Genomic DNA, 22,705 nt, shown 5'->3' on the forward strand with positions numbered 1-22,705 from the left:
TCATTCTCGCTACGTTTCATGAATCCGCGGGTTGAACTCACGCAAAATGCCCATATCTTAGAAAAGCCCCCGCCAAAGCGCTGTGCCAGCATCGTGGAAATCCACCACTTTCCTCACCATCGTTTCCGGGTAGAATGCTCGTTCGCATGCGGCCTCAGGGCTGCACGGGCGACTCATGGGGCCGCCCTCCATCCCTACGTGTGGAAGATCCTGCCGATATGTTTGCGCCTTTGTTAAAAAAACTTTTTGGAAGCAAGAACGAGCGTGAAGTCAAACGCATGCTCAAGACGGTAGCTATCGTCAATGCCTTCGAAGAGAAGATGGTGGCCCTCTCCGACGAGCAACTGCGTGCCAAGACCGCAGAGTTCAAGGAGCGCTTGGCCAAAGGCGAGACACTGGACCAATTGCTGCCCGAAGCGTTCGCCGTCGCCCGTGAGGCCGGCAAGCGCGTGATGGGCATGCGCCACTTCGACGTACAGTTGATCGGCGGCATGACCCTGCACGAGGGCATGATCGCAGAAATGCGTACCGGTGAAGGCAAGACCTTGGTCGGTACCCTGGCCGTCTATCTCAACGCATTGTCCGGCAAGGGCGTGCACGTGGTCACGGTCAACGACTACCTGGCCCGCCGCGACGCCAACTGGATGCGTCCGCTGTATGAATTCCTCGGCCTGACCGTAGGTATTGTCTCGGCATTCCAGCCACCGGAAGAAAAGCGCGCCGCGTACGCGTCCGATATCACCTACGGTACCAACAACGAATTCGGTTTCGACTACCTGCGCGACAACATGGCGTTTAGCCAGGAAGAGAAGTTCCAGCGTGAACTCAACTTCGCCGTGATCGACGAAGTCGACTCGATCCTCATCGACGAAGCCCGTACTCCGCTGATCATCTCCGGCCAGGCCGAGGACAGCTCCAAGCTGTACATCGAGATCAACCGCCTGATCCCGCGTCTGACCCAGCACATCGAAGAAGTCGAAGGCCAGGTCACCCAGGAAGGCCACTTCACCATCGACGAGAAGAGCCGCCAGGTCGAGCTCAACGAAGCCGGTCACCAGTTCATCGAAGAGATGCTCACCCAGGCCGGTCTGCTGGCCGAGGGCGAAAGCCTCTATTCCGCGCACAACCTCGGCCTGCTGACCCACGTCTACGCTGGCCTGCGTGCGCACAAGCTGTTCCACCGCAACGTCGAATACATCGTCCAGGACGGTCAGGTCCTGCTGATCGACGAGCACACCGGCCGTACCATGCCGGGCCGCCGCCTGTCGGAGGGCCTGCACCAGGCCATCGAGGCGAAGGAGAACCTGAACATCCAGGCCGAGAGCCAGACCCTGGCCTCGACCACTTTCCAGAACTACTTCCGTCTCTACACCAAGCTGTCCGGCATGACCGGTACCGCCGACACCGAGGCGTTCGAGTTCCAGTCGATCTACGGCCTCAACGTGATGGTCATCCCGCCGAACAAGCCGTTGGCGCGTAAGGACTTCAACGACCTGGTGTACCTGACCGCCGACGAGAAATACGCCGCGATCATCGCCGACATCAAGGAAAGCATGGTCGTCGGCCGTCCGGTGCTGGTGGGTACCGCCACCATCGAAACGTCCGAGCACATGTCGAACCTGCTGAAAAAGGAAGGGATCGACCACAAGGTACTGAACGCCAAGTACCACGAAAAAGAAGCCGAGATCATTGCCCAGGCCGGTGCCCCGGGCGCGCTGACCATCGCCACCAACATGGCCGGCCGTGGTACCGACATTCTCCTGGGCGGTAACTGGGAAGCCGAAGTCGCCGCCCTGGAAAACCCCAGCGCCGAACAGATCGCCCAGATCAAGGCCGACTGGCAGAAGCGTCACCAGCAGGTCATCGAGTCGGGCGGCCTGCACGTGATCGCTTCCGAGCGCCACGAATCGCGCCGTATCGACAACCAGCTGCGTGGCCGTTCCGGCCGTCAGGGCGACCCGGGCTCGAGCCGCTTCTACCTGTCGCTGGAAGACAGCCTGATGCGCATCTTCGCCTCCGACCGGGTGAAGAACTTCATGAAGGCCCTGGGCATGCAGTCCGGCGAGGCCATCGAGCACCGCATGGTCACCAATGCCATCGAAAAGGCCCAGCGCAAGGTCGAAGGCCGCAACTTCGACATTCGTAAGCAACTGCTCGAATACGACGACGTGGCCAACGAGCAGCGCAAGGTGATCTACCACATGCGCAACAGCCTGCTGGCGGCCGAGAACATCGGCGACACCATCGCCGAATTCCGCCAGGAAGTGCTCGATGCCACCATCAGCCAGCACATCCCGCCGCAGTCGCTGCCCGAGCAGTGGGACGTGGCCGGCCTCGAAGCTTCCCTGGCCAGCGATTTCGCCATGAAGTTGCCGATCCAGCAGTGGCTCGACGAGGACGATCACCTCTACGAAGAGACCCTGCGCGAGAAGCTGCTGAACGAAATCACCAGCGCCTACACCGAGAAGGAAGACCAGGCCGGCATCGAAGCCCTGCGTACCTTCGAGAAGCAGATCCTGCTGCGCGTGCTCGATGACCTGTGGAAAGACCACCTGTCGACCATGGATCACCTGCGTCACGGTATCCACCTGCGTGGTTACGCGCAGAAGAACCCGAAGCAGGAGTACAAGCGCGAGTCGTTCGCCCTGTTCCAGGAACTGCTCGAATCGATCAAGCGCGACACCATCCGCGTGCTGTCGCACGTTCAGGTACGCCGCGAAGACCCAGTCGAGGAAGAAGCCCGCTTGCGCCGTGAGGCCGAGGAACTGGCCAGCCGCATGCAGTTCCAGCATGCCGCCGCGCCGGGCCTGGAGAGCGAGTTGCAAGCTGAAGAGGGCGCCGAAGTGGCCGTGGCCACCGCACCGGTGCGCAACGATCAGAAGCTGGGCCGCAACGAGCCGTGCTGGTGTGGTTCGGGCAAGAAATTCAAGCACTGCCATGGTCAGATCGAATGATCTGAACAAGCTGGTATACGCTGCATCATCCTGGGGCCGCTTTGCGGCCCTATCGCGACACAAGGCCGCTCCCACAGGGATAGCGCGCAGCTGAAATGCTGCGCCTCCCCAGGTGGGAGCGGCCTTGTGTCGCAAAAGGTCGCGAAGCGGCCCCGCTTTCGATATCAACCGTATTTTCTAGGAGCGCTCTAATGGCTGTTGGTCTTGGTCCTTTGCCCACCCTGCACCCGGTTCCGGGTTTTGAACTCGGCATCGCGTCTGCCGGCATCAAGCGCCCAGGGCGCAAGGATGTAGTGGTCATGCGTTGCGCCGAGGGCTCCAGCGTCGCTGGCGTGTTCACCCTCAACGCCTTCTGCGCAGCGCCGGTGATCCTCTCCAAGCAGCGCGTACAGGGCACCGTGCGTTACCTGCTGACCAACACCGGCAACGCCAACGCCGGCACCGGCGCGCCAGGCCTGGCCGCGGCCGAGCGCACCTGCGCCAAGCTGGCCGAGCTTGCCGGGGTGCCGGCCGAGTCGGTGCTGCCGTTCTCCACCGGTGTGATCGGCGAGCCACTGCCGGTCGAGAAGATCGAAGGCGCGCTGCAGGCTGCGCTGGACGACCTGTCGGAAAACAACTGGGCTGAAGCCGCGACCGGCATCATGACCACCGACACCTTGCCCAAGGGCGCCAGCCGCCAGTTCCAGCACGATGGCGTGACCGTCACCGTGACTGGCATCAGCAAGGGCGCCGGCATGATCCGCCCGAACATGGCGACCATGCTCGGCTACATCGCCACCGACGCCAAGGTCGCGCCACAGGTGCTCAAGGACCTGATGCTCGATGGTGCCAACAAGTCGTTCAACCGTATCACCATCGACGGCGATACCTCGACCAACGACTGCTGCATGCTGATCGCCACCGGCAAGGCCAACCTGCCGGAAGTCACCGAGGCCAGCGGCGCGCTGTTCGAAGCGCTGAAGAAGGCGGTATTCGAGGTGTGCATGGAAGTGGCCCAGGCCATCGTCCGTGATGGCGAAGGCGCCACCAAGTTCGTTACCGTTCAGGTCAATGGCGGTGGTAACCATCAGGAGTGCCTGGACGTCGGCTATGCCGTGGCCCATTCGCCGCTGATCAAGACCGCGCTGTTCGCCTCCGACCCGAACTGGGGCCGCATCCTTGCAGCGGTTGGCCGTGCCGGCGTGCCGGAGCTGGACGTCAGCCTGATCGACGTCTACCTGGACAGCGTGTGCATCGCAAGCCAAGGCGGACGCAGCCCGAGCTACACCGAGGAGCAGGGTTCGAAGGTCATGGCGCAGGAAGAGATCACCATCCGTATCGAGCTGGGCCGTGGCCAGTGCAGCGAAACGATCTGGACCACCGACCTGTCCCACGAGTACGTGAAGATCAACGCCGAATACCGTACCTGATGCCATCCCAGGGCTGCTTCAAGGTCATCGCCGGCGTGCCGACGATGGCCATGACGCAGCCCGAATACCCTCGGAAATGGAGCCGAACCATGACCTATCACCTGATCATCGGCGACAAGCTGTATTCCTCCTGGTCGTTGCGGGGTGCCCTGGCCCTTGAGCTTGCCGGCGTGCCCTATGAAGAAACGCTGATCAAACTCAACCAGCCCGACACCCGCCAGCGCCTCCTCGCATTCTCCGCCACCGGCAAGGTGCCGCTGCTCAAGACCGAGCACGGCGTGATCGCCGATTCCCTGGCCATCGCCGAATACCTCAACGAGCAACACCCCGGCGCCCAGCTATGGCCCGCCGACGTGGCCGCCCGAGCCCAGGCCCGTTCGGCCTGCGCGCAGATGCACAGCGGCTTCTTCGCCCTGCGTGGCGCCATGCCGTTCGACCTGTCGCGCGACGAAGCGCTGGAGAACGTTCCGCTGGAGGTGCAGATCGACATCGATCGCATCGTCGCGCTGTGGTCCGAATGCCGTCTGGTGGCCAAGGACAGCGGGCCGTTCCTGTTCGGCAAGCCGACCCTTGCCGATGCCTTCTTCGCCCCTGTGGCCGTGCGCCTGCGGACCTACCGCGTGGAAGTACCGGCCGAGGCCGCGGCCTACATCGAGACCATCTACCAGTGGCCGGTCTTCCAGGCCTGGCAGAAAGCCGGCCTGGCGGAGCGTGAAGGGTGAAGCGGATCCATGTAGTGGCCGCGGTGATCCGTGGTGCCGACGGGCGCATCCTGATTGCCCGACGTGCCGAAACCCAGCACCAGGGCGGCCTGTGGGAGTTTCCCGGCGGCAAGGTGGAAGCGGGCGAGGGCGCCGAAGCGGCGCTGGTCCGTGAGTTGCGCGAGGAGCTTGGGATCGAGGTGAGCCGTTCACGGCCGCTGATCGAAGTCAGCCACGACTACCCGGACAAGCAGGTACTGCTGGATGTACGCGAGGTCGAGGCGTTCAGCGGCGAGCCGCACGGTGCCGAGGGCCAGCCACTGGCCTGGGTGGCACCTCGTGACCTGGCGCAGTACGACTTCCCTGAAGCCAACAAGCCGATCGTCGCTGCCGCCCGGCTGCCCGACCGCTACCTGATCACGCCCGATGGCCTGGACACACCCGAGCTGCTCAAGGGCATCCAGAAGGCCGTGGCCAGTGGTATCCGCCTGATCCAGCTGCGGGCGCCGGACATGTACGACCCCAAGTACCGGGATGTTGCGGTGGATGCGGTGGGCCTGTGCGCTGGCAAGGCGCAACTGATGCTCAAGGGGCCGCTGGAATGGCTGGGCGACTTCCCGTCCGCGGGTTGGCACCTGACGGCGGCCCAGCTGCGCAAGTATGCAGCCAAAGGCCGTCCGTTCCCCAAGGAGCGCTGGCTGGCGGCGTCGTGCCACAGTGCCGAAGAGCTGGCGCTGGCTGAGCAGATGGGGGTGGATTTCGTCACCCTGTCGCCGGTGCAGGCGACCCAGACCCATCCCGAGGCAGTGCCATTGGGGTGGGATGAGGCGCAGCGCTTGATTTCGGGCTTCAACCAGCCGGTTTACCTGCTGGGAGGGGTGGGCCCGGGTGAGCGGGAGAAGGCCTGGAATGCCGGAGCCCAGGGTGTTGCCGGAATTCGCGCATTCTGGCCGGAGGCCTGAGTATCTGGGGCCGCTTTGCGGCCCATTCGCGGGACAAGCCCGCTCCCACGGATATCGCCCTGATCTTGTAGCTTGCAGAGCTCCTGTGGGAGCGGGCTTGTCCCGCGAATGGGCTGCAAGGCAGCCCCGGCGATATCAGCCCTGAGGCTTATCCGCCGGCTGCCATAAGACCTCAGCCACCCCCTGCCGCCGCCCGATGATCCGCGCCGCGACGAACAACAGGTCCGAAAGCCGGTTGATATACGCCAACCCAACCCCCTCCAGCGGCTCCAGCGCATTCAACTGCTGGCAACGCCGCTCGGCACTGCGGGCCACGCTGCGGCAAACATGGGCCTGGGCCACCAGCGCCGAGCCACTGGGCAGGATGAAGTTCTTCAGCGGCCCCAATTCCTCGTTCCATGCATCGATCGCAGCCTCCAGCCGCTGCACCTCGGCCTCGCTCAACGCCTGGTAGCTGGGCATCGCCAGCTCGCCCCGAGGTCGAACAAGCGATGCTGGCACGGCGCCAATACCTCACTGACCTCATCCAGCCCCTGTTCGGCCAGCCCGGCCAGCAGCAGCCCGAGTTGGCTGTTGAGGCTGTCGACCTCGCCGATCGCCTCGATGCGTGGGTGGTCCTTGGGCACCCGGCGGCCATCGCCCAGGCCGGTTTCGCCTCGGTCGCCCGTGCGGGTGTAGATCTTCGACAGGCGGTAGCCCATGGTCATGCCTCCGTCTTGCCAGGCGCCGCAGGCGCGGGCTGGCCAAGGGGCAGGCGCAAGGTGAAGCAGGTGCCTTGGCCGGGCGTGGATTGCACTTCCATCTGCCCCTTGTGGTTGTTGGTGATGATGAAATACGAAACCGATAGCCCGAGCCCCGTGCCCTGGCCGATTTCCTTGGTGGTGAAGAACGGCTCGAAGGTGCGTTTGCGCACGGCCTCGGGCATGCCGACGCCGTTGTCCTCGACCTGGATTTCCGCCCACGGCGGGTTGAGCCGCGTACGCAGGGTAATGCGCCCCGGTTCGCTGGGTTGCGGGCGCAGGTGAATGGCCTGGGCGGCGTTCTTCAGCAGGTTGAGCAGCACCTGTTCCAATTCGTTGGCGGTGCACGGAACCGGGCCCAGGTTGGGGTCGAACTGGCGGACGATGGCCTGGCCCTTGAAATCGAAACCGATGGTCAGGTCGAAATCGTTGCCGGCGATCTCCACGGCCTGGTCGATCAACCCAGGCAGGTCGCAAGGCGCCAACTGGCGGTTGCTGCGGCGGCTGAAGCTGAGCATGTGGGTGACGATCTTGGCTGCTCGTGCACCGGCCTGCTGGATGCCGTCGAGCAACTGCGGCACTTCGCGGCTTTCAAGGTAGCGGTTGACGCTCGACAGGTCGATGTCCAGCTCCTCGGCCTGCTCCTGGTTGCGCGGCAGGTCCGGTGACAGGCGACGGCGGATGTTCTGCACGTTGTGCAGGATCGCCCCGAGCGGGTTGTTGATCTCGTGGGCCATGCCGGCGGCCAGGCCACCTACCGACAGCATCTTCTCGGACTGCACCATCATCTCTTCCAGCGACAGGCGCTGGGTGATGTCGTCGATGCGGATCACCACGCCTCGGCCGCCGCCACCCATCAGCGGGTAGAAGGTTAGGGCGTAGTGGCGCAGGTCGTCGCCCTTGGGCCAGGTGACCCGCTCGATCTTCGCCACCCGATGCTTCTCGACGCTTTCCTTGAGTTGCGGCAGGAAGGGCTTGAGCGGCTCGAAGGCGATGAAGATCGGTTGGTTCAGCGCCTCGTCCAGCGGCGTGCCGGAAAGCACCGTGGCCTCGTGGTTCCACTGGGTGACGTAGAGCTGCTCGTCGAGGGCGATCAGCGCCGAGGGCATGGAGTCGATGATGCTGTTGAGGTAGTTCTGAAAGCCCGTGAGTTTCTTCTCGATCTTGCTGCGAACCTGGACTTCCAGTTCCAGCTTGCGGTTGGTGTGGCGGGTCTCCTCGGCCAGCCCCTGGGCTTGGTCGTAGGCGCTCTGGAACTCGTCACGGGTGCGCTTGAGCTGTTGCTCGCGGGCTTCGATGCGCGACAGCATGGTGTTGAACGCCTCGGCCAGGCTGCCGATTTCATCGTCGTTGCCACGCGTGGCGCGCAAGGCGTAGCTTTCTTCCCGGGTGACCTGGCGGCTGAGCTCTTCGAGCTGGTTGATCGGCTGGGTGATCAGGCGCTTGATCTGCCGGGCGATGATCAACCACAACAGGATGCTGAACACCAGGATCGCCAGGCTGGCGCTGAGCGTGCCGGTATAGAAGGCGGTGGGCAGTTCGCTGCTGGCCACCAGCAACAGGTGGGCCGGAGGGCTGGCGTCACGCGGCAGGCGTATCAGCTGGGTGCTGCGAAACTCCATCAGGCGCCAGCTATCGATGTTGCGGTAGCGCTTGGGCAGGGTCAGCGGCTCGCCATGCTGCAACTGTGCCAGCAGGCGGCCATCGCCGCCGTAGATGGCTGCGGCGCGCAAGGGCGTGTAGCTGTCCAACTCCTGCAGCAGCGCCGTGGCCGAGTCGCTGTCGTCGCCGGCACGGGCCGACAGTTGCGGGTTGGAGACCAGGCGGCCGATGGTCTGCAAGGCCTGGGGCGCCATGCTCTCCTGGGTGATCCAGTAGGCGGCGCTGATGAAGGTCAGGTTGGCCACCAGCAGGATGGTTACCAGCAACACCAGCAACGCCGCTAGCAACTTCTGCCCGACCGGGAGGTTTTCCAGGCGTTTGCGCAAGGTCATGGGCAAGGCAATGTCCGTATCCGATTCAAGGTGCCAGCGTCAGGCGCTGGGCAAGCCACGGGCCCGCAGGTTATCGACCAGGCGCTGGTGCAGGTGTTCCAGCCGCTCCGCGGTCATGCCGTGACGCGCGGCAGCGCGACAGGCGTGGCCGAGCAGGTAGTGCACTTCGGTGCGCCGGTTGGCGCGCACGTCCTGGTACATCGAAGAGTAGTTGGCGGCGGTGGCGAGGATCACCCGCTGCACCTCCTCGGCGAGGTCCTGCGCAGCTTCAGGCTGGCCGCAGCGGTGCAGCAGCAGGCCCAGCTCCTCGCACAGTTGTTCGACTTCGCCCAGGTGCTCCAGCAGCCCACCGTTGTGGCACTCATGCAACACGGTCAGGGGGTTGATCGCGCAATTGAGGGCCAGCTTGCGCCACAGCCGGGTGAGGATATCCACCGTCCACTGGCTGGGGATGCCGGCGTCCTGCAGGTCGTCGAACCATTCCGGCAGGGCAGGGTTGGCCGGGTCGCCCAGCCAATTGAAGCCATGCCCGGCAAACCGCACGCGCCAGTCGTCCTCGCGAAACGCCCCTTCGGTGCTGGAAGCGAAGATGCAGCGAGCGTGCGGGGCCTGGTCGGCGACTTCGTCCTGGCTGCCCAGGCCGTTCTGCAGCAGCACCAGTTCGGCGCCCTCGGCCAGGCGAGGGGCTAGTTGCGCCAGTGCCGGCGCGGCGTCATAGGCCTTGCAGGCCACCAGCAGGCGGTGAATCGGCCCGGCAGCGTCGGCGGTTTCGGCAGGGATCGCGTATTGGCGCGCCTGGTCGTGCTCGACCAGGGTCAGGCCGCCGGCCTGCTGGTAAGCCTGCAGGCGGCGTTGGTCGCGCAGGATCAGCCGTACCGCCTTGCCTGCGTGGGCCAGGCGGCAAGCCCAGAGGCTGCCGAGGCTACCGGCGCCGAGAATATGCCAGGTGCTGCTCATCTGCGTTTCGCAACCCGTTATAATGAGCCCGCATTTTAACCCCCTAACCCTGACGCGCTCCATCTTCAGACCGAGCGCGCACGCATTTTATGGAGGATAGCCATGCCGTCGTTCGACGTGGTATCGGAACTGGACAAGCACGAAGTACAGAACGCAGTCGACAACGCCATCAAGGATCTCGACCGCCGCTACGACCTCAAGGGCAAAGGCAGCTTCGAGTTCAAGGACAAGGAACAGACCGTGGTGCTGACCGCCGAGGAGGAGTTCCAGCTCGAGGCGATGCTGGAGATCCTGCGCCTGGCCCTGGTCAAGCGCAAGATCGACGTCAAGTGCCTGGAGACCAAGGACCCGTACGCCTCCGGCAAGGAAAAGAAACAGGAAGCCAAGTTCCGCGAAGGCATCGACAAGGACCTGGCGAAGAAGATCGTCGCCACCATCAAGGACGGCAAGCTCAAGGTCCAGGCTGCCATCCAGGGCGAGCAGGTGCGCGTCACCGGCAAGAAGCGTGACGACCTGCAGGAAGCCATTGCCCTGTTGCGCACCAAGGAATTCGACATGCCGCTGCAGTTCAACAACTTCCGCGACTGAGCCAGGCTTGATCCGGAACCGAGCTGGCGCTGGTACTGTCCACCGGTTCCGAGGCCGCTGATTGCCCCGCGGCCGGTTTTTTAGTGCAGTTGCCGTTCGGCATCAGGAGATGGATATGGATTTGAACGCTGAGGTCGATCAGCTGGTTCGCGAGTCGCAGACCTGGGTCCCCTTGATCATGGAGTACGGCAGCCGTGTGCTGCTGGCGTTGTTGACCCTGGCCATCGGTTGGTGGATCACCAACCTGGTCAGCGACCGGTTGGCCCGGGTGGTCGGGCTGAAGGTTCACGATCCGGCGCTGCAAGGGTTCATTCGAACCCTGGCCAATGTCGTGTTGAAGCTCATGCTGGCGATCAGCGTGGCGTCGATGATCGGTATCGAGACCACCTCGTTCGTGGCGGCCATCGGTGGTGCCACCCTGGCCATCGGCCTGGCCCTGCAGGGCAGCCTGGCGAACTTCGCCGGCGGTGTGTTGATCCTGCTGTTCCGCCCGTTCCGCATCGGCGACTGGATCGAGGCCCAAGGCGTCAGCGGTACCGTCGACAGCATCCAGATCTTCCACACCGTGCTGCGCACCGGTGACAACAAGACGGTCATCGTGCCCAACGGCACCCTGTCCAACGGCATCATCACCAACACCAACCGCCAGCCGACCCGCCAGGTGGTGTTCAACGTCGGTGTCGATTACGAAGCCGACCTGCAGAAGGCCCGGGAAGTGCTGCTGGAGCTGGCCAAGGACCCACGTGTGTTGCCAGACCCTGCGCCAGCGGCGGTGATTTCGGAGCTGGGCGACAGCTCGATCACGGTATCCCTGCGTGTCTGGGTCAAGACCGCGGACTACTGGAGCTTGATGTTCATGCTCAACGAGCAGGCCCGTGACCGCCTGCGCGCCGAAGGCATCGACATTCCATTCCCGCAGCGGGTGATCCGCGTGGTGCAGGAGACTGCGGCGCAGTAACCGCTCGACGACCGGGGCCGCTTTGCGGCCCTTCGCGGGACAAGCCCGCTCCTACAGGTACTGCGCAGTTTTCGAATCCAGCGCAGCACCTGTAGGAGCGGGCTTGTCCCGCGAAGGGGCGCAAGGCGGCCCCGACTTTTTCCGTCTTTTACACTTGTTCACAGCAACGTCCCGCCATTTCTGGCATATACCCTGACCCCTCCTGCTTCCACCCGAAACGCCACCATGAAACCACTGCTGTACATCACCCCCCTGCGAGCCTTGTTGTTCGGCTTGACGCTGGCCCTGTTCGAACTGCTGACCTACCTCGCCAGTGACGCCGTCATGCCGGCCATGCCGGTGGTGGTCGAGCACCTCGACGCCAGCCCGCAATACATCCCCCATGCCCTGAACCTGTACCTGCTCGGCGGTGTGGTCCTGCAGTGGCTGATCGGCCCGCTGGCCGACCGCTACGGGCGCCGGCCCTTGCTGCTGGTGGGGTGTGCCGCTTTTGGCGTGGCCTGCCTAGCCACCTACTGGGTGCAGGACATCGCACTGTTCAACCTGTTGCGGCTGTTGCAGGGCGTGGGCCTTGGCTTCGTCGTGACGGTGAGTTATCCGGCGTTGAACGAGGCCTTCAGCGAAGCCGATGCGGTGCGCATGATGGCGCTGCTGGCCAACATCGCCTTGCTCTCGCCGCTGCTTGGGCCGCTGGTGGGCACCTTGATGCTGCAATGGCTGGATTGGCGCTGGCTGTTCGTGGCGTTCGCCGTCGGCGCGGTGCTGACCTGGCTGCTGCTGTACCGGCTGATGCCGGAAACCCTGGGGGTGGAGCGGCGCGATGGTTCGCGCCTGGCATTCACGCCGATCCACCTGCTGCCCTTGCTGGCAGGCTATGGGCAGTTGCTGGCCAACCGCCGATTCGTTGCTGGTAGCGCTGCGTTGGGCCTGGTGGGCCTGCCGCTGATCGGCTGGATCGGTTTGTCGCCGGTGTTGCTGATCCATGACGAGGGGTTGAGCACCATGGAGTACGCCTTGTGGCAGTTGCCGGTGTTCGGCGGGTTGATCATCGGCAACCTGATCATCAACCGCATCGCCGATCGCTACCCGTTGCCGGCGCTGGTGCGTGGGGCGCTGTGGCCTTACCTGGCGGGGTTGTTCCTGATGGTGCTGGCGAGCTGGTACTGGCCGACCGTGACCAGCGTGGTCGCCGGCATGTCCCTCTACGCCCTCGGTCTGGGGGTGGCCAATGCGGTGCTGTATCGCATGACGTTGTTCGCCAGCGAACAGAGCAAGGGGCTGGTCTCGGCGATGCTGGGTATGATCACCATCGCCTTGCTGGGCCTGGGTGGCGCGTTGCTGGCGATGATCGGGGCAGGGGACAGCCTGTTGCATTTCGCCCTGGCGGCTGGGTTGGCCGGGGCGTTGGCGCTGTGGCCGTTGTGGTGGGTGGTCGGTGGGCGGCCAGGGGTCGTGGCCGGGTAAAGAGGGTATCTGTACCGGCCCTTTCGCGGGTAAACCCGCTCCTACAGGATCATCACCGGAATCGAAATGGGTGAAGATCCTGTAGGAGCGGGCTTGCCCGCGAAGAGGCCGGTACGGACGACAACCAAGGCTCAGGGCCGCTCGGCCGCCGAATCCTCAACCGGTTCCTGCTTTCCCTTGCCCACTTCCTGGCGCCAGTGCAGCGCGATCAGGATCAACGTCGGCACGCCCAGCAGCGCGGTGATCAGGAAGAAGTTGTGATACCCGAACTTCTCCACCATCACGCCCGAGTAGCCGCCGATCAGGCGTGGCAAGAGCAGCATGATCGAGCTCAGCAGGGCGTATTGGGTAGCCGAGAACTTCAGGTTGGTCAGGCTCGACAGGTAGGCGACGAACGCCGAAGTGGCCAGGCCCGAGCTGAAGTTGTCGAGGGAAATGGTCACCACCAGCATTTTCAGGTTCGGCCCCATGTCTGCCAGCATCACGAACATCAGGTTGGTGGCCGCCGAGGCCGCACCGCCGATGAACAGGATCGGCAGGATGCCGAAGCGCACGATCAGCAGGCCGCCAGCACCGGCACCGACCAGGGTCATGATCAGGCCGAAGATCTTGCTGACACTGGCGATCTGGTCCTTGGTGAAGCCCATGTCGATATAGAACACGTTGGCCATCACGCCCATCACCGTGTCCGACATCCGATAGGTCGCAATCAGCCCAAGCAGCAGCAGGGCCTGCCAGCGGTAGCGGGTGATGAAGTCGTTGATCGGCGTCAGCACCGGCGCCAGGCCGCGGCGCCCCATACCCGACAGGCACGCCCAGGTAAGCGATACGTAGAGGATCAGGCGCAGGAAGGCGCGGTCCTCGAGCAGCAGATCGAGTGGGGTGGCGTCGCCCGAGATGACGCTGGACCAGCCGGTATTGAACATCTGCGTGAAGCTGGCAGGCACCGATACCAGCAGGATGATCAGCACGAACACCGACGCCATCTGGTGCACCAGGCCGTAGCGCGCTGCCGAGATCTGGGTGCGCATCGGCACGTCGGGCTCGCGCATGATCAGAGTGGTGAACAGCGCGGGTAGCATCATCACGCCAAACAGCATGTAGGTTCCGGCCCAGGCCTTGTGCAGATAGGCGAAGCCGGTTGAGCCGAACCATTCGGCGAAGAACAGGGCGCCGGCGGTGGCGAGCAGGGCAGCGACCCGGTAGCCGGCCATGTAGCTGGCGGCCAGAGCGGCCTGACGTTGATCGTCGGCGATTTCCAGGCGATAGGCATCGACGGCGATGTCCTGGGTGGCCGAGGCGAAAGCCACCAGTACCGCCAGGGCGATCAACCACGACAGGTGTTGTTGCGGGTCGCACAGGCTCATGCCGACCAGGCCGAGCACCACCAGCGCCTGTGACAGCAACAGCCACGAGCGCCGCCGCCCGAGGCGGCCGAGCACCGGCAGGCGCCACTGGTCGAGCAGCGGTGACCAGACCCATTTGAAGGCATAGGCCAGGCCGATCAGGCTGGCGTAGCCAATGGTCTCGCGGGCCACGCCGGCCTCGCGCAGCCACACCGACAGGGTCGAGAACACCAGCATGTAGGGCAAGCCGGCGGCGAATCCGAGCAGCAGAAGTACCAGGGTTGACGGGCTGGCATAGGCGGCGAGCGCAGCGCGCCAGGTTTTACGGGGCATGGGCCAACATCTGCCTCAAGTTTGCGAAGACAAAGCGCGCACTCTAACCGCTGTGCTCCATCGGGCGCCAGCCATGGCGGGTCATATCCACACGATTATTGGCCACATTCACACCTTCTGCGCGTAGCCGTGCACGCTGTTCGTCGCCACCTGGCGTGCCCAGCGCCAGGCTCAGGCGACCGCCGGCACCGAGCACCCGGTGCCAGGGCAGGCGGGTATCGGCCGGTAGCTGACTGAGGGTTCGGCCAACCCAGCGCGCCGCTCGGCCAAGCCCCGCCAGTTCGGCGAGCTGGCCGTAACTGACCACCTTGCCCTCGGGTACTTGTCCCAGCACCGAGTAGAGTGCCGTTCGTCGGGCCTGGGGGGTATCCGGTGCGGGGTGCAATTCAGCGGACATCAGCGCCTCCCGGGGGCTGCGATGAAACCGGACGAGCGGTTGCGTTAATGAGAGTTGAACTCAACGGCATGGTCTTGGGTCTGTCCTTGCTCTGGTCGTCGGTATCTGGATAATGCCCGGCTTTTTTCGTCAAATCGAACCTGTAGCCCGCTTATGTATTCTAGATTCTTGCTGTGCACGTTAGCCGTTTCTCTCTGCGCCACCCCGGCGTTCGCCGATACTGTCTTCATGAAGAACGGTGACAAGCTCAGCGGCACCATCAAGGTCTTCGATGGTGGCAAGCTGGTGCTCGACACGCCTTACGGCGGCACCATCGCCCTGGACTGGAAGCAGGTCCAGACTCTGGAAAGCGACCAGGAACTGCTGGTCAAGCAAGACGCCTACAGCGGCGAGAAGGCCAAGTCGCTCAGTGCCGCCGAGCCTGGCAAGGTGACCCTGGCCAATGGCGAAGCCCCCAAGACCGTGGACCTTGCCAGCATCCAGCAGATCATGAAGCCCAAGCCGCTGGTCGAGGACTTCTCCTGGAAGGGCAACGTCGATGTGGCCATGGACTACAAGCGCGCCGAAACCGACACCGACGACTACGACATCAGCTTCAAGACCACTGCCCGCCACGGTCGCTGGCGGCACAACGCCGAGGGCGAATACAACCGCGAGACCCAGGACGACGTCACCACCACCGACAACTGGAGCGCCGAGTACGCCCTCGACCGTTTCATCACCGACAAGTGGTTCTGGCAGGGCCGGGCCGAGTACAAGCGCGACCAGATCGAAGACCTCGCGCGCCAGCGCACCGTCGGTACCGGCCCTGGCTACCAGTTCTGGGATGACGAGCTGGGCGCGTTCTCGCTGGGCTCGCTGATCAACCGCACCGACTTCGAATATCAGGACGGTGCCAAGGACAATTTCTATTCGGCGGCGGTGAAGTGGGACTACACCCGCTACCTGATCGGCAAGAACATCCAGCTGTTCACCAACGGCGAGTTCGCCAAGCCGCTAGGCGGTGTCGCCGACTACTCGGTGGATGCCGAAGTCGGCCTGCGCTACAAGGTCACCGAGTGGGCTTCGCTCAACCTCAAGGCGGAAAAGGACATCATCAGCGGCACGCGTGACAGCGACCTGGACAAGACCCGCTACACCGCAGGGTTCGGTGTGACCTGGTAAGCCCTCGGGGGGGCTTTGCGCCCCTTTCGCGACACGAGGCCGCTCCCACCAAGGGCAGGCGCGTACGTCGGTCATCCGCCCCATTGGCACGGGCAGGTGATAATGCTTATCTTGTCCCCATCCAGTCTGATGCCAGGAGCCGCCCTCAAGTGAGTACCAACGCCATCCGCCCCGCTCGGGAATTGCTGCTCAAGGAATACCGCGGCGTGCTCTCGACCCATTCCAAGTCGATGCCTGGCTTTCCGTTCGGCTCGGTGGTGCCCTATTGCCTGGATGCCCAGGGCAACCCGTTGATCCTCATCAGCCGCATCGCCCAGCACACCCACAACCTGCACAAGGACGCCAAGTGCTCGCTGCTGGTCGGCGAGCGCGAGGCCGAGGATGTCCAGGCCGTCGGTCGCCTGACCGTGATGGCCGAGGCGCACAAGCTCGAAGATCCGCAGGCCATCGAGGCCGCCGCCGAGCGTTACTACCGCTACTTCCCCGACGCCGCCAACTACCACAAGGCCCACGACTTCGACTTCTGGGTCCTGCAGCCGGTGCGCCACCGCTACATCGGTGGTTTCGGCGCGATCCACTGGCTCGACCAGGTCACCCTGGCCAACCCCTTCGCCGGCAAGGCCGAGGCGAGCATGATCGAGCACATGAATGCCGACCACGCCACTGCCATCGCACACTATGTCGAGCTCACCGGCCTGCCGCGTCATACGCAGGCGCAGATGGTCGGCATCGACAGCGAAGGCATGCACCTGCGCATCGGCCAGGGTATTTACTGGTTGCCGTTCCCGAACCCTTGCAACACACCGACACAAATCCGCGAAGCCCTGGTTTCGCTGGCCCGCACCGACCAATGGCCGGCCGCTGCCACGGCCGAGGCTTGAAATCCGGAGCGCGCGCATCCATCTGAGGTCTTATTGGAAGGTTATCTTCCGTAGAGGAACCCTTGATGCGTGCTTTTCTACTGCTGTTTCTGATTTTTCCGGTGCTGGAGTTGTTCGTCTTCGTCAAAGTCAGCGCCGCCATCGGTTTTTTCCCGGCGCTGCTGCTGATCATCGCCGGTTCCGCACTGGGTGTGCTGGTGCTGCGCGTGGCAGGCCTCGCCACTGCCCTGCGTGCCCGTGAAAGCCTGCAACGCGGCGAGCTGCCCGCCGAAGACATGTTCCAGGGCATGATGATGGCGGTCGGTGGTGGCCTGTTGCTGCTGCCAGGCTTCATCAGCGACGTGCTGGGCGTACTCTGCCTGCTGCCGTTCACCCGTCACCTGGCTGCGCGCAAGATGCGCCAGCGCGCCGAGGAGCAGGCCATGCGCCAGCGGGCGTTCCAGGATGACCCGTTCCAGGCCCGGCCGCGCGATGCCGGCCAGCGGCCCAATGTCATCGAAGGCGAGTACGAGCGCCGCGACAAGTGATCACCCGTTTGCAACGGCCCCGAGAGGGGCCGTTTTTCGTTGTGCCTGGCGTGGAAGGAACGTTTCGATGAAAAATTTTATATTCAAGACCTTGTAATCGTTTCGGGCGACCTCATGTATGTGGTCACCGCAAGGTTTCTGGTGGCGACACCAGACATGACACAGGTGGCTCGCCCGTCGCGGGCCACTCCCGGCAACGCCGGACCGCAACAACCCGCCGGTGTCGACACCGGCCGATGAAAACCACAATTTGGGAGAGATCGACAATGAAGCTTCGTCCTCTGCATGACCGCGTAGTCATCCGTCGCAGCGAAGAAGAATCGAAAACCGCTGGCGGTATCGTCCTGCCGGGTTCGGCCGCTGAAAAACCAAACCGCGGCGAAGTCGTCGCCGTCGGCACCGGTCGCATCCTGGACAACGGCGAAGTACGTGCGCTGGCCGTTAAAGTAGGCGACAAAGTGGTTTTCGGCCCTTACTCGGGCAGCAACACCGTGAAAGTCGACGGCGAAGACCTGCTGGTAATGAGCGAGAACGAAATCCTCGCCGTTGTCGAAGGCTGATTTTCCCGACTTCCCGTTACTCCAAAGAATTTCAAGGATTAAACGATCATGGCTGCTAAAGACGTAAAATTCGGCGATTCCGCTCGTAAGAAAATGCTGGTTGGTGTCAACGTTCTGGCTGACGCGGTAAAAGCGACCCTGGGCCCGAAAGGCCGCAACGTGGTCCTGGCCAAGAGCTTCGGCGCGCCGACCATCACCAAGGACGGCGTTTCCGTCGCCAAAGAGATCGAGCTCAAAGACGCCTTCGAGAACATGGGCGCCCAGCTGGTCAAGGAAGTCGCTTCCAAGGCCAACGACGCTGCCGGTGACGGCACCACCACCGCTACCGTCCTGGCCCAGGCCATCGTCAACGAAGGCCTGAAGGCCGTTGCCGCCGGCATGAACCCGATGGACCTCAAGCGCGGTATCGACAAGGCCACCGCCGCCGTCGTCGCCGAGCTGAAGAACCTGTCCAAGCCATGCGCCGACTCCAAGGCCATCGCTCAGGTTGGCACCATCTCCGCCAACTCCGACAGCTCCATCGGTGAAATCATCGCCGAAGCCATGGAAAAAGTCGGTAAAGAAGGCGTGATCACCGTCGAGGAAGGCTCGGGCCTGGAAAACGAACTGTCCGTCGTCGAAGGCATGCAGTTCGACCGTGGCTACCTGTCGCCTTACTTCGTCAACAAGCCGGACACCATGGTTGCCGAGCTGGAAGGCCCGCTGCTGCTGCTGGTCGACAAGAAGATCTCCAACATCCGCGAACTGCTGCCAGTTCTGGAAGCCGTTGCCAAGGCCGGCCGTCCACTGCTGATCGTTGCCGAGGACGTCGAAGGCGAAGCGCTGGCTACCCTGGTAGTCAACAACATGCGCGGCATCGTCAAGGTTGCAGCGGTCAAGGCGCCTGGCTTCGGCGATCGCCGCAAGGCCATGCTGCAGGACATCGCTGTCCTGACCGGTGGCCAGGTCATCTCCGAGGAAATCGGCCTGACCCTGGAAACCACCACCCTGGAGCACCTGGGTAACGCCAAGCGCGTCATCCTGTCCAAGGAAAACACCACCATCATCGATGGTGCTGGCGTCGACGCCGACATCGAAGCACGCGTCAAGCAGATCCGTGCCCAGATCGAAGAAACCTCTTCGGACTACGACCGTGAGAAGCTGCAAGAGCGTCTGGCCAAGCTGGCTGGCGGTGTTGCCGTGATCAAGGTCGGTGCTGGCACCGAAGTTGAAATGAAAGAGAAGAAAGCCCGCGTCGAAGACGCCCTGCACGCTACCCGTGCAGCCGTCGAAGAAGGCGTGGTGCCTGGCGGTGGTGTTGCCCTGGTTCGCGCCCTGGCTGCCATTGTCGACCTCAAAGGCGACAACGAAGACCAGAACGTCGGTATCTCGCTGCTGCGTCGCGCTGTCGAAGCTCCGCTGCGTCAGATCACCGCCAACGCCGGCGACGAGCCAAGCGTTGTCGCTGACAAGGTCAAGCAAGGTTCGGGCAACTACGGCTACAACGCTGCAACCGGCGAATACGGCGACATGATCGAGATGGGTATCCTCGACCCAGCCAAGGTCACCCGTTCGGCCCTGCAAGCCGCAGCTTCGATCGGCGGTCTGATGATCACCACCGAAGCCATGGTTGCCGACCTGCCGGAAGACAAGCCAGCTGCTGGCATGCCTGACATGGGCGGCATGGGTGGCATGGGCGGCATGATGTAAGCCAGCCTTACCCCCTGCACCAAGAAAAAGCCCCGCCTAGTGCGGGGCTTTTTCGTTTTCCTGTTCGGGCCTCTTCGCGGGACAAGCCCGCTCCCACAGATCCCCGCTAAATCAATGAGTTATGTTTTGTTCGATGGGAGCGGGCGTGCCCGTGAATCAGGCGACGCGGTGCTCGGCGGCTGGCACCTCAGCCATGCCCTTTCGATACAGCACCAGGTAATACGAGCCCAACCCGATCAACCAGCAGAACACCGCCGTCCACACGTTGTGCGACAGGAAATGCGCGCCCTGCATCATCCGCCCGACCGACAGTATCGACCCGGCCACGAATGCCACTGCCAAGGCTACCCGGGCCAGGCGCGGGCGCCGGTCGCGCAGCATGAAGAACAGTCCGAACAGGCAGAATCCGGTCGCCGCGTGGCCACCCGGCCAGCACAATCCAGGTTTGTCGGTGGCAGGGCGCGGCTCGAGCAGATTGCTGTAGGTTTCCTTGCCCCCGAACTGCGACAGGCTCCATGGGCACTGCACCTGGGTCACCTTTTTCAATGGCGTGACGAAGGCGGTGGACAAGCCCAATGCCAGCACCAGGCAACCCAGTTCGCGGCGCCAGCCGAACAGCCGCTTGTAGAAGAAGCTCAGGGCAAATACCACCAGTGCCAAGACGCCGAGCAGGATCACGCCTTGCTTGACCCGGTCATGCAGGATGTTTTCCAGCCAGTAGCTGTGACGACCGATGAAGGCCCCGGCCACGGGGTCGTAGAACAGGTTGGCGATGTCCATGTCGACGGAGGTCAGCTCCAGCAAAACCAGGCCCAGTGCGGTGGCCAGCGGTATGCCCAGGTACAGCCAGAAGTTGAGCGGGCGAGGGCGGGTCGGTACTTGCATAAGGACTCCAGGGCGACGGTAAGGCCGGCATTGTCGGGTTGGCGCTATGCTGTGCACGTGAAGGCTGAGTGAAAAAACCGTCAACTGCGGTATTTTTCCTCAGGGCTGGCACCGTGCGGGCAATCGCCTTAAGCTGCGCCTGCCGCGCACCACTGCGAAGCGCCGCACAGGAGAACCCGATGCGCATTCTTTTGGTTGAAGACAACCGCGATATCCTCGCCAACCTGGCCGACTACCTCGGCATGAAGGGCTACACCGTCGACTGCGCCCAGGACGGCCTGTCCGGCCTGCACCTGGCGGCCACCGAACACTACGACCTGATCGTCCTCGACATCATGTTGCCGGGTATCGATGGCTATACCCTGTGCAAGCGCCTGCGCGAAGACGCCCGGCGCGATACCCCGGTGATCATGCTCACCGCCCGTGACCAGCTGGACGACCGCCTGCAGGGCTTCCGCTCCGGTGCCGACGACTACCTGCTCAAGCCGTTCGCCCTGTCCGAGCTGGCGGCGCGAATCGAGGCGGTGCTGCGCCGGGCCCAGGGCGGAGGGCGGCGTACCCTGCAGGTGGCCGACCTGAGCTACGACCTCGATACCCTCGAAGTCACCCGCCAGGGCCGTCTGCTCAAGCTCAACCCGGTCGGGCTCAAGCTGTTGGCGGTGCTGATGCAAAAGAGTCCGCACGTGCTGCGTCGCGAGGTGCTGGAAGAGGCCCTCTGGGGCGACGATTGTCCCGACAGCGACAGCCTGCGCAGCCACGTCCACCAGCTGCGCCAGGTGATCGACAAGCCATTCGAGAAACCCTTGCTGCATACCGTCCATGGCGTCGGCTATCGCCTCGCCGAGGGCCGCGATGGAGTTTAAGCAAAGCCTTGCCCAGCGCATCATCATCGCCTTCGCGCTGATGAGCGCCCTGGTGGCGGGAGCATTCGCGTTCGGCATCGTCGGCACCGTGCATCTGGTCGAGGAACGGCTCATTTCCTCGGTGCTAGGCGGTGACCTGCAGCGTCTGCTGCGCATGGACAGCATCAGCGACTGGAGCCACCGGCCGCGCCCCGACCAATTGTTCTATTTCAGTGGCGGGCGTGACGATTTCGAGTTGCCCAAGGACCTGCGCCACCTCGACGAGGGTTTCCACGAGGTGTTCCGCGACCAGCTTTCCTACCACGCCATGGTCGAGATCGTCGACGGCCGGCGCTATGTGCTGTTGCAGGACCAGAGCGATTTCGAGGAGCGCGAGCGCGTGCTGTTCGCGGTGGTGGTGGTGGGCTTCGTGCTCAGCCTGGCGCTGGCAGTGACCCTTGGCTGGCTGCTGGCGCGCCGGGTGATGGCGCCGGTCATCCGCCTGGCGCGCCAGGTGCGCCACCGCGACCAGTTGCTCGGCCTGGCCCCGCCCCTGGCGCCCGATTATGCGGCCGACGAAGTTGGCCAGCTGGCCGTGGCCTTCGACGATACCCTGGGCCGACTGCGTGACGCCTTGACCCGTGAGCGACTGTTCACCAGCGATGTCAGCCACGAGCTGCGCACCCCCTTGATGGTGCTGGCGACCTCCTGCGAGCTGCTGATGGAAAACCCTGCGCTGGACAGCCGCTCGCGTAACCAGGTGGAGCGTATCGCCCGGGCGACCGAAGAGATGCGCGAACTGGTCAAGACCTTCCTGATGCTGGCCCGCGCGCAGCGCGACGAAGGCGCGGTGGCCTCGCGCGCGACCCTGCGCGAAGTGGCCGACGAACTCATCGGCGTGTGGCGCGACACCATCGAGCAAAAGGGCTTGGCCCTGTACTTCGATGGCCGTGTCAGCGCCAGCCCGGTGCTGTACAACGCCACGTTCCTGCAGTCGGTGATGGGCAACCTGCTGCGCAATGCCGCGCACTATACCGACAGTGGCTATATCCGCCTGAGCCTGGAAGCCAACGGCTTCAGTGTCGAGGACAGCGGCGTGGGCATTCCGGAAGAGCAGCGCGAGGCGATGTTCCAACCCTTCGTGCGGGGTAACGAACGCCGCGGCGAAGGCTTGGGCCTGGGCTTGTCGCTGGTGCAGCGGATCTGCGACGACCAGGGCTGGCGCGTGACCCTGACGGCGACCTCGCCCCATGGTTGCCGCTTCCAGGTGGACCTGAGCCGGGGCCCGGCGAAGCCTGACGAAGGCGGCCACGCGGGGTAATACTTGGCAACATACCCCGGAGCAGATGACATT

General features: G+C 63.7%; 19 protein-coding genes and 1 pseudogene. 14 read left to right on the forward strand and 6 right to left on the reverse strand.

Going from position 1 to position 22,705, the window contains the following annotated elements:
• The first annotated feature begins 218 nt into the window (after window positions 1-218).
• The 4 genes from secA to E6B08_RS05460 all read left to right on the forward strand — a co-directional run bounded on the left by secA (window position 219) and on the right by E6B08_RS05460 (window position 6,026).
• On the forward strand, window positions 219-2,954 hold the full coding sequence (secA, locus tag E6B08_RS05445) for a preprotein translocase subunit SecA (protein WP_136913079.1): 2,736 nt from the start codon (window positions 219-221) through the stop codon (window positions 2,952-2,954).
• Between the two features lie 191 nt (window positions 2,955-3,145).
• On the forward strand, window positions 3,146-4,363 hold the full coding sequence (gene argJ, locus E6B08_RS05450) for a bifunctional glutamate N-acetyltransferase/amino-acid acetyltransferase ArgJ (protein WP_136913080.1): 1,218 nt from the start codon (window positions 3,146-3,148) through the stop codon (window positions 4,361-4,363).
• 89 nt (window positions 4,364-4,452) lie between these two features.
• On the forward strand, window positions 4,453-5,085 hold the full coding sequence (locus E6B08_RS05455) for a glutathione S-transferase family protein (protein WP_136913081.1): 633 nt from the start codon (window positions 4,453-4,455) through the stop codon (window positions 5,083-5,085).
• Complete coding sequence (locus E6B08_RS05460; RefSeq protein ID WP_136913082.1) at window positions 5,082-6,026, forward strand: Nudix family hydrolase; 945 nt, start codon at window positions 5,082-5,084, stop codon at window positions 6,024-6,026. The genes E6B08_RS05455 and E6B08_RS05460 overlap by 4 nt, the downstream gene beginning before the upstream one ends.
• Window positions 6,027-6,161: 135 nt before the next feature.
• Here E6B08_RS05460 and E6B08_RS05470 read toward each other — a convergent pair.
• The 3 genes and pseudogenes from E6B08_RS05470 to E6B08_RS05480 all read right to left on the reverse strand — a co-directional run bounded on the left by E6B08_RS05470 (window position 6,162) and on the right by E6B08_RS05480 (window position 9,717).
• Window positions 6,162-6,733 (reverse strand): annotated as a pseudogene (locus E6B08_RS05470) (cob(I)yrinic acid a,c-diamide adenosyltransferase).
• Window positions 6,730-8,760 (reverse strand): ATP-binding protein, encoded by a 2,031-nt coding sequence (locus E6B08_RS05475; RefSeq protein ID WP_136913084.1) that lies wholly within the window; start codon window positions 8,758-8,760, stop codon window positions 6,730-6,732. Before E6B08_RS05475 ends, E6B08_RS05470 begins: the two are co-directional and overlap by 4 nt.
• A 39-nt stretch (window positions 8,761-8,799) precedes the next feature.
• The gene (locus E6B08_RS05480; RefSeq protein WP_136913085.1) at window positions 8,800-9,717 is read right to left on the reverse strand and encodes a putative 2-dehydropantoate 2-reductase; all 918 of its coding nucleotides are present in this window, start codon (window positions 9,715-9,717) and stop codon (window positions 8,800-8,802) included.
• Window positions 9,718-9,819: 102 nt separating this feature from the next.
• On the opposite strand from E6B08_RS05480, the gene E6B08_RS05485 reads away from it, so the two are divergent.
• The 3 genes from E6B08_RS05485 to E6B08_RS05500 all read left to right on the forward strand — a co-directional run bounded on the left by E6B08_RS05485 (window position 9,820) and on the right by E6B08_RS05500 (window position 12,727).
• Window positions 9,820-10,305 carry a YajQ family cyclic di-GMP-binding protein gene (locus tag E6B08_RS05485; RefSeq protein WP_054884610.1) on the forward strand — a complete coding sequence of 162 codons (486 nt, stop codon included), beginning with the start codon at window positions 9,820-9,822 and terminating at the stop codon, window positions 10,303-10,305.
• Between the two features lie 115 nt (window positions 10,306-10,420).
• The gene (locus tag E6B08_RS05490; protein WP_136913086.1) at window positions 10,421-11,263 is read left to right on the forward strand and encodes a mechanosensitive ion channel family protein; all 843 of its coding nucleotides are present in this window, start codon (window positions 10,421-10,423) and stop codon (window positions 11,261-11,263) included.
• A gap of 225 nt (window positions 11,264-11,488) precedes the next feature.
• Window positions 11,489-12,727 carry an MFS transporter gene (locus tag E6B08_RS05500; protein ID WP_136913088.1) on the forward strand — a complete coding sequence of 413 codons (1,239 nt, stop codon included), beginning with the start codon at window positions 11,489-11,491 and terminating at the stop codon, window positions 12,725-12,727.
• A 131-nt stretch (window positions 12,728-12,858) separates the two neighbouring features.
• On the opposite strand, the gene E6B08_RS05505 is transcribed toward E6B08_RS05500, so the two are convergent.
• Window positions 12,859-14,406 carry an AmpG family muropeptide MFS transporter gene (locus E6B08_RS05505; protein WP_136913089.1) on the reverse strand — a complete coding sequence of 516 codons (1,548 nt, stop codon included), beginning with the start codon at window positions 14,404-14,406 and terminating at the stop codon, window positions 12,859-12,861.
• A 43-nt stretch (window positions 14,407-14,449) separates the two neighbouring features.
• On the reverse strand, window positions 14,450-14,803 hold the full coding sequence (locus E6B08_RS05510) for an MGMT family protein (RefSeq protein WP_136913090.1): 354 nt from the start codon (window positions 14,801-14,803) through the stop codon (window positions 14,450-14,452).
• Window positions 14,804-14,956: 153 nt separating this feature from the next.
• On the opposite strand from E6B08_RS05510, the gene E6B08_RS05515 reads away from it, so the two are divergent.
• The 5 genes from E6B08_RS05515 (at window position 14,957) to groL (ending at window position 19,624) form a co-directional block, all read left to right on the forward strand.
• Window positions 14,957-15,967: a DUF481 domain-containing protein gene (locus E6B08_RS05515; protein WP_136913091.1), complete on the forward strand. Its 1,011-nt coding sequence runs from the start codon at window positions 14,957-14,959 to the stop codon at window positions 15,965-15,967.
• 149 nt (window positions 15,968-16,116) lie between these two features.
• The gene (locus tag E6B08_RS05520) at window positions 16,117-16,848 is read left to right on the forward strand and encodes a HugZ family protein (RefSeq protein WP_136913092.1); all 732 of its coding nucleotides are present in this window, start codon (window positions 16,117-16,119) and stop codon (window positions 16,846-16,848) included.
• Window positions 16,849-16,913: 65 nt separating this feature from the next.
• Window positions 16,914-17,375 carry an FxsA family protein gene (locus E6B08_RS05525; protein WP_136913093.1) on the forward strand — a complete coding sequence of 154 codons (462 nt, stop codon included), beginning with the start codon at window positions 16,914-16,916 and terminating at the stop codon, window positions 17,373-17,375.
• Between the two features lie 266 nt (window positions 17,376-17,641).
• A complete protein-coding gene (locus E6B08_RS05530) occupies window positions 17,642-17,935 on the forward strand; it encodes a co-chaperone GroES (RefSeq protein WP_009395550.1) in 294 nt (97 codons plus the stop codon).
• Between the two features lie 48 nt (window positions 17,936-17,983).
• Entirely contained in the window at window positions 17,984-19,624 is a 1,641-nt protein-coding gene (gene groL / locus E6B08_RS05535) for a chaperonin GroEL (RefSeq protein ID WP_136913094.1), read from the forward strand.
• Window positions 19,625-19,780: 156 nt separating this feature from the next.
• On the opposite strand, the gene E6B08_RS05540 is transcribed toward groL, so the two are convergent.
• Window positions 19,781-20,509, reverse strand: coding sequence for a phosphatase PAP2 family protein (locus E6B08_RS05540; protein WP_136913095.1), 729 nt, complete (start codon window positions 20,507-20,509; stop codon window positions 19,781-19,783).
• Between the two features lie 179 nt (window positions 20,510-20,688).
• Between E6B08_RS05540 and colR the strand changes: the two genes are divergently transcribed.
• Together colR and E6B08_RS05550 are read left to right on the forward strand one after the other, a co-directional pair.
• Window positions 20,689-21,372 (forward strand): two-component system response regulator ColR, encoded by a 684-nt coding sequence (gene colR, locus E6B08_RS05545; protein ID WP_003255215.1) that lies wholly within the window; start codon window positions 20,689-20,691, stop codon window positions 21,370-21,372.
• On the forward strand, window positions 21,362-22,672 hold the full coding sequence (locus E6B08_RS05550; RefSeq protein ID WP_136913096.1) for a sensor histidine kinase: 1,311 nt from the start codon (window positions 21,362-21,364) through the stop codon (window positions 22,670-22,672). Before colR ends, E6B08_RS05550 begins: the two co-directional genes overlap by 11 nt.
• Window positions 22,673-22,705 lie beyond the last annotated feature (33 nt).

The organism is Pseudomonas putida (assembly GCF_005080685.1).
GTDB lineage: Bacteria > Pseudomonadota > Gammaproteobacteria > Pseudomonadales > Pseudomonadaceae > Aquipseudomonas > Aquipseudomonas putida_V.

What these genes read in the sequence shown, in the direction of transcription:
- E6B08_RS05515 (WP_136913091.1), top strand. Translation starts at nt 14,957, where the DNA reads ATGTATTCTAGATTCTTGCTGTGCACGTTAGCCGTTTCTCTCTGCGCC.
- groL (WP_136913094.1), top strand. Translation starts at nt 17,984, where the DNA reads ATGGCTGCTAAAGACGTAAAATTCGGCGATTCCGCTCGTAAGAAAATG.
- E6B08_RS05525 (WP_136913093.1), top strand. Translation starts at nt 16,914, where the DNA reads ATGCGTGCTTTTCTACTGCTGTTTCTGATTTTTCCGGTGCTGGAGTTG.
- E6B08_RS05505 (WP_136913089.1), bottom strand. Translation starts at nt 14,406, where the DNA reads ATGCCCCGTAAAACCTGGCGCGCTGCGCTCGCCGCCTATGCCAGCCCG.
- E6B08_RS05455 (WP_136913081.1), top strand. Translation starts at nt 4,453, where the DNA reads ATGACCTATCACCTGATCATCGGCGACAAGCTGTATTCCTCCTGGTCG.
- E6B08_RS05485 (WP_054884610.1), top strand. Translation starts at nt 9,820, where the DNA reads ATGCCGTCGTTCGACGTGGTATCGGAACTGGACAAGCACGAAGTACAG.
- secA (WP_136913079.1), top strand. Translation starts at nt 219, where the DNA reads ATGTTTGCGCCTTTGTTAAAAAAACTTTTTGGAAGCAAGAACGAGCGT.
- E6B08_RS05540 (WP_136913095.1), bottom strand. Translation starts at nt 20,509, where the DNA reads ATGCAAGTACCGACCCGCCCTCGCCCGCTCAACTTCTGGCTGTACCTG.
- E6B08_RS05500 (WP_136913088.1), top strand. Translation starts at nt 11,489, where the DNA reads ATGAAACCACTGCTGTACATCACCCCCCTGCGAGCCTTGTTGTTCGGC.
- E6B08_RS05550 (WP_136913096.1), top strand. Translation starts at nt 21,362, where the DNA reads ATGGAGTTTAAGCAAAGCCTTGCCCAGCGCATCATCATCGCCTTCGCG.
- E6B08_RS05490 (WP_136913086.1), top strand. Translation starts at nt 10,421, where the DNA reads ATGGATTTGAACGCTGAGGTCGATCAGCTGGTTCGCGAGTCGCAGACC.
- colR (WP_003255215.1), top strand. Translation starts at nt 20,689, where the DNA reads ATGCGCATTCTTTTGGTTGAAGACAACCGCGATATCCTCGCCAACCTG.
- argJ (WP_136913080.1), top strand. Translation starts at nt 3,146, where the DNA reads ATGGCTGTTGGTCTTGGTCCTTTGCCCACCCTGCACCCGGTTCCGGGT.
- E6B08_RS05510 (WP_136913090.1), bottom strand. Translation starts at nt 14,803, where the DNA reads ATGTCCGCTGAATTGCACCCCGCACCGGATACCCCCCAGGCCCGACGA.
- E6B08_RS05475 (WP_136913084.1), bottom strand. Translation starts at nt 8,760, where the DNA reads ATGACCTTGCGCAAACGCCTGGAAAACCTCCCGGTCGGGCAGAAGTTG.
- E6B08_RS05530 (WP_009395550.1), top strand. Translation starts at nt 17,642, where the DNA reads ATGAAGCTTCGTCCTCTGCATGACCGCGTAGTCATCCGTCGCAGCGAA.
- E6B08_RS05480 (WP_136913085.1), bottom strand. Translation starts at nt 9,717, where the DNA reads ATGAGCAGCACCTGGCATATTCTCGGCGCCGGTAGCCTCGGCAGCCTC.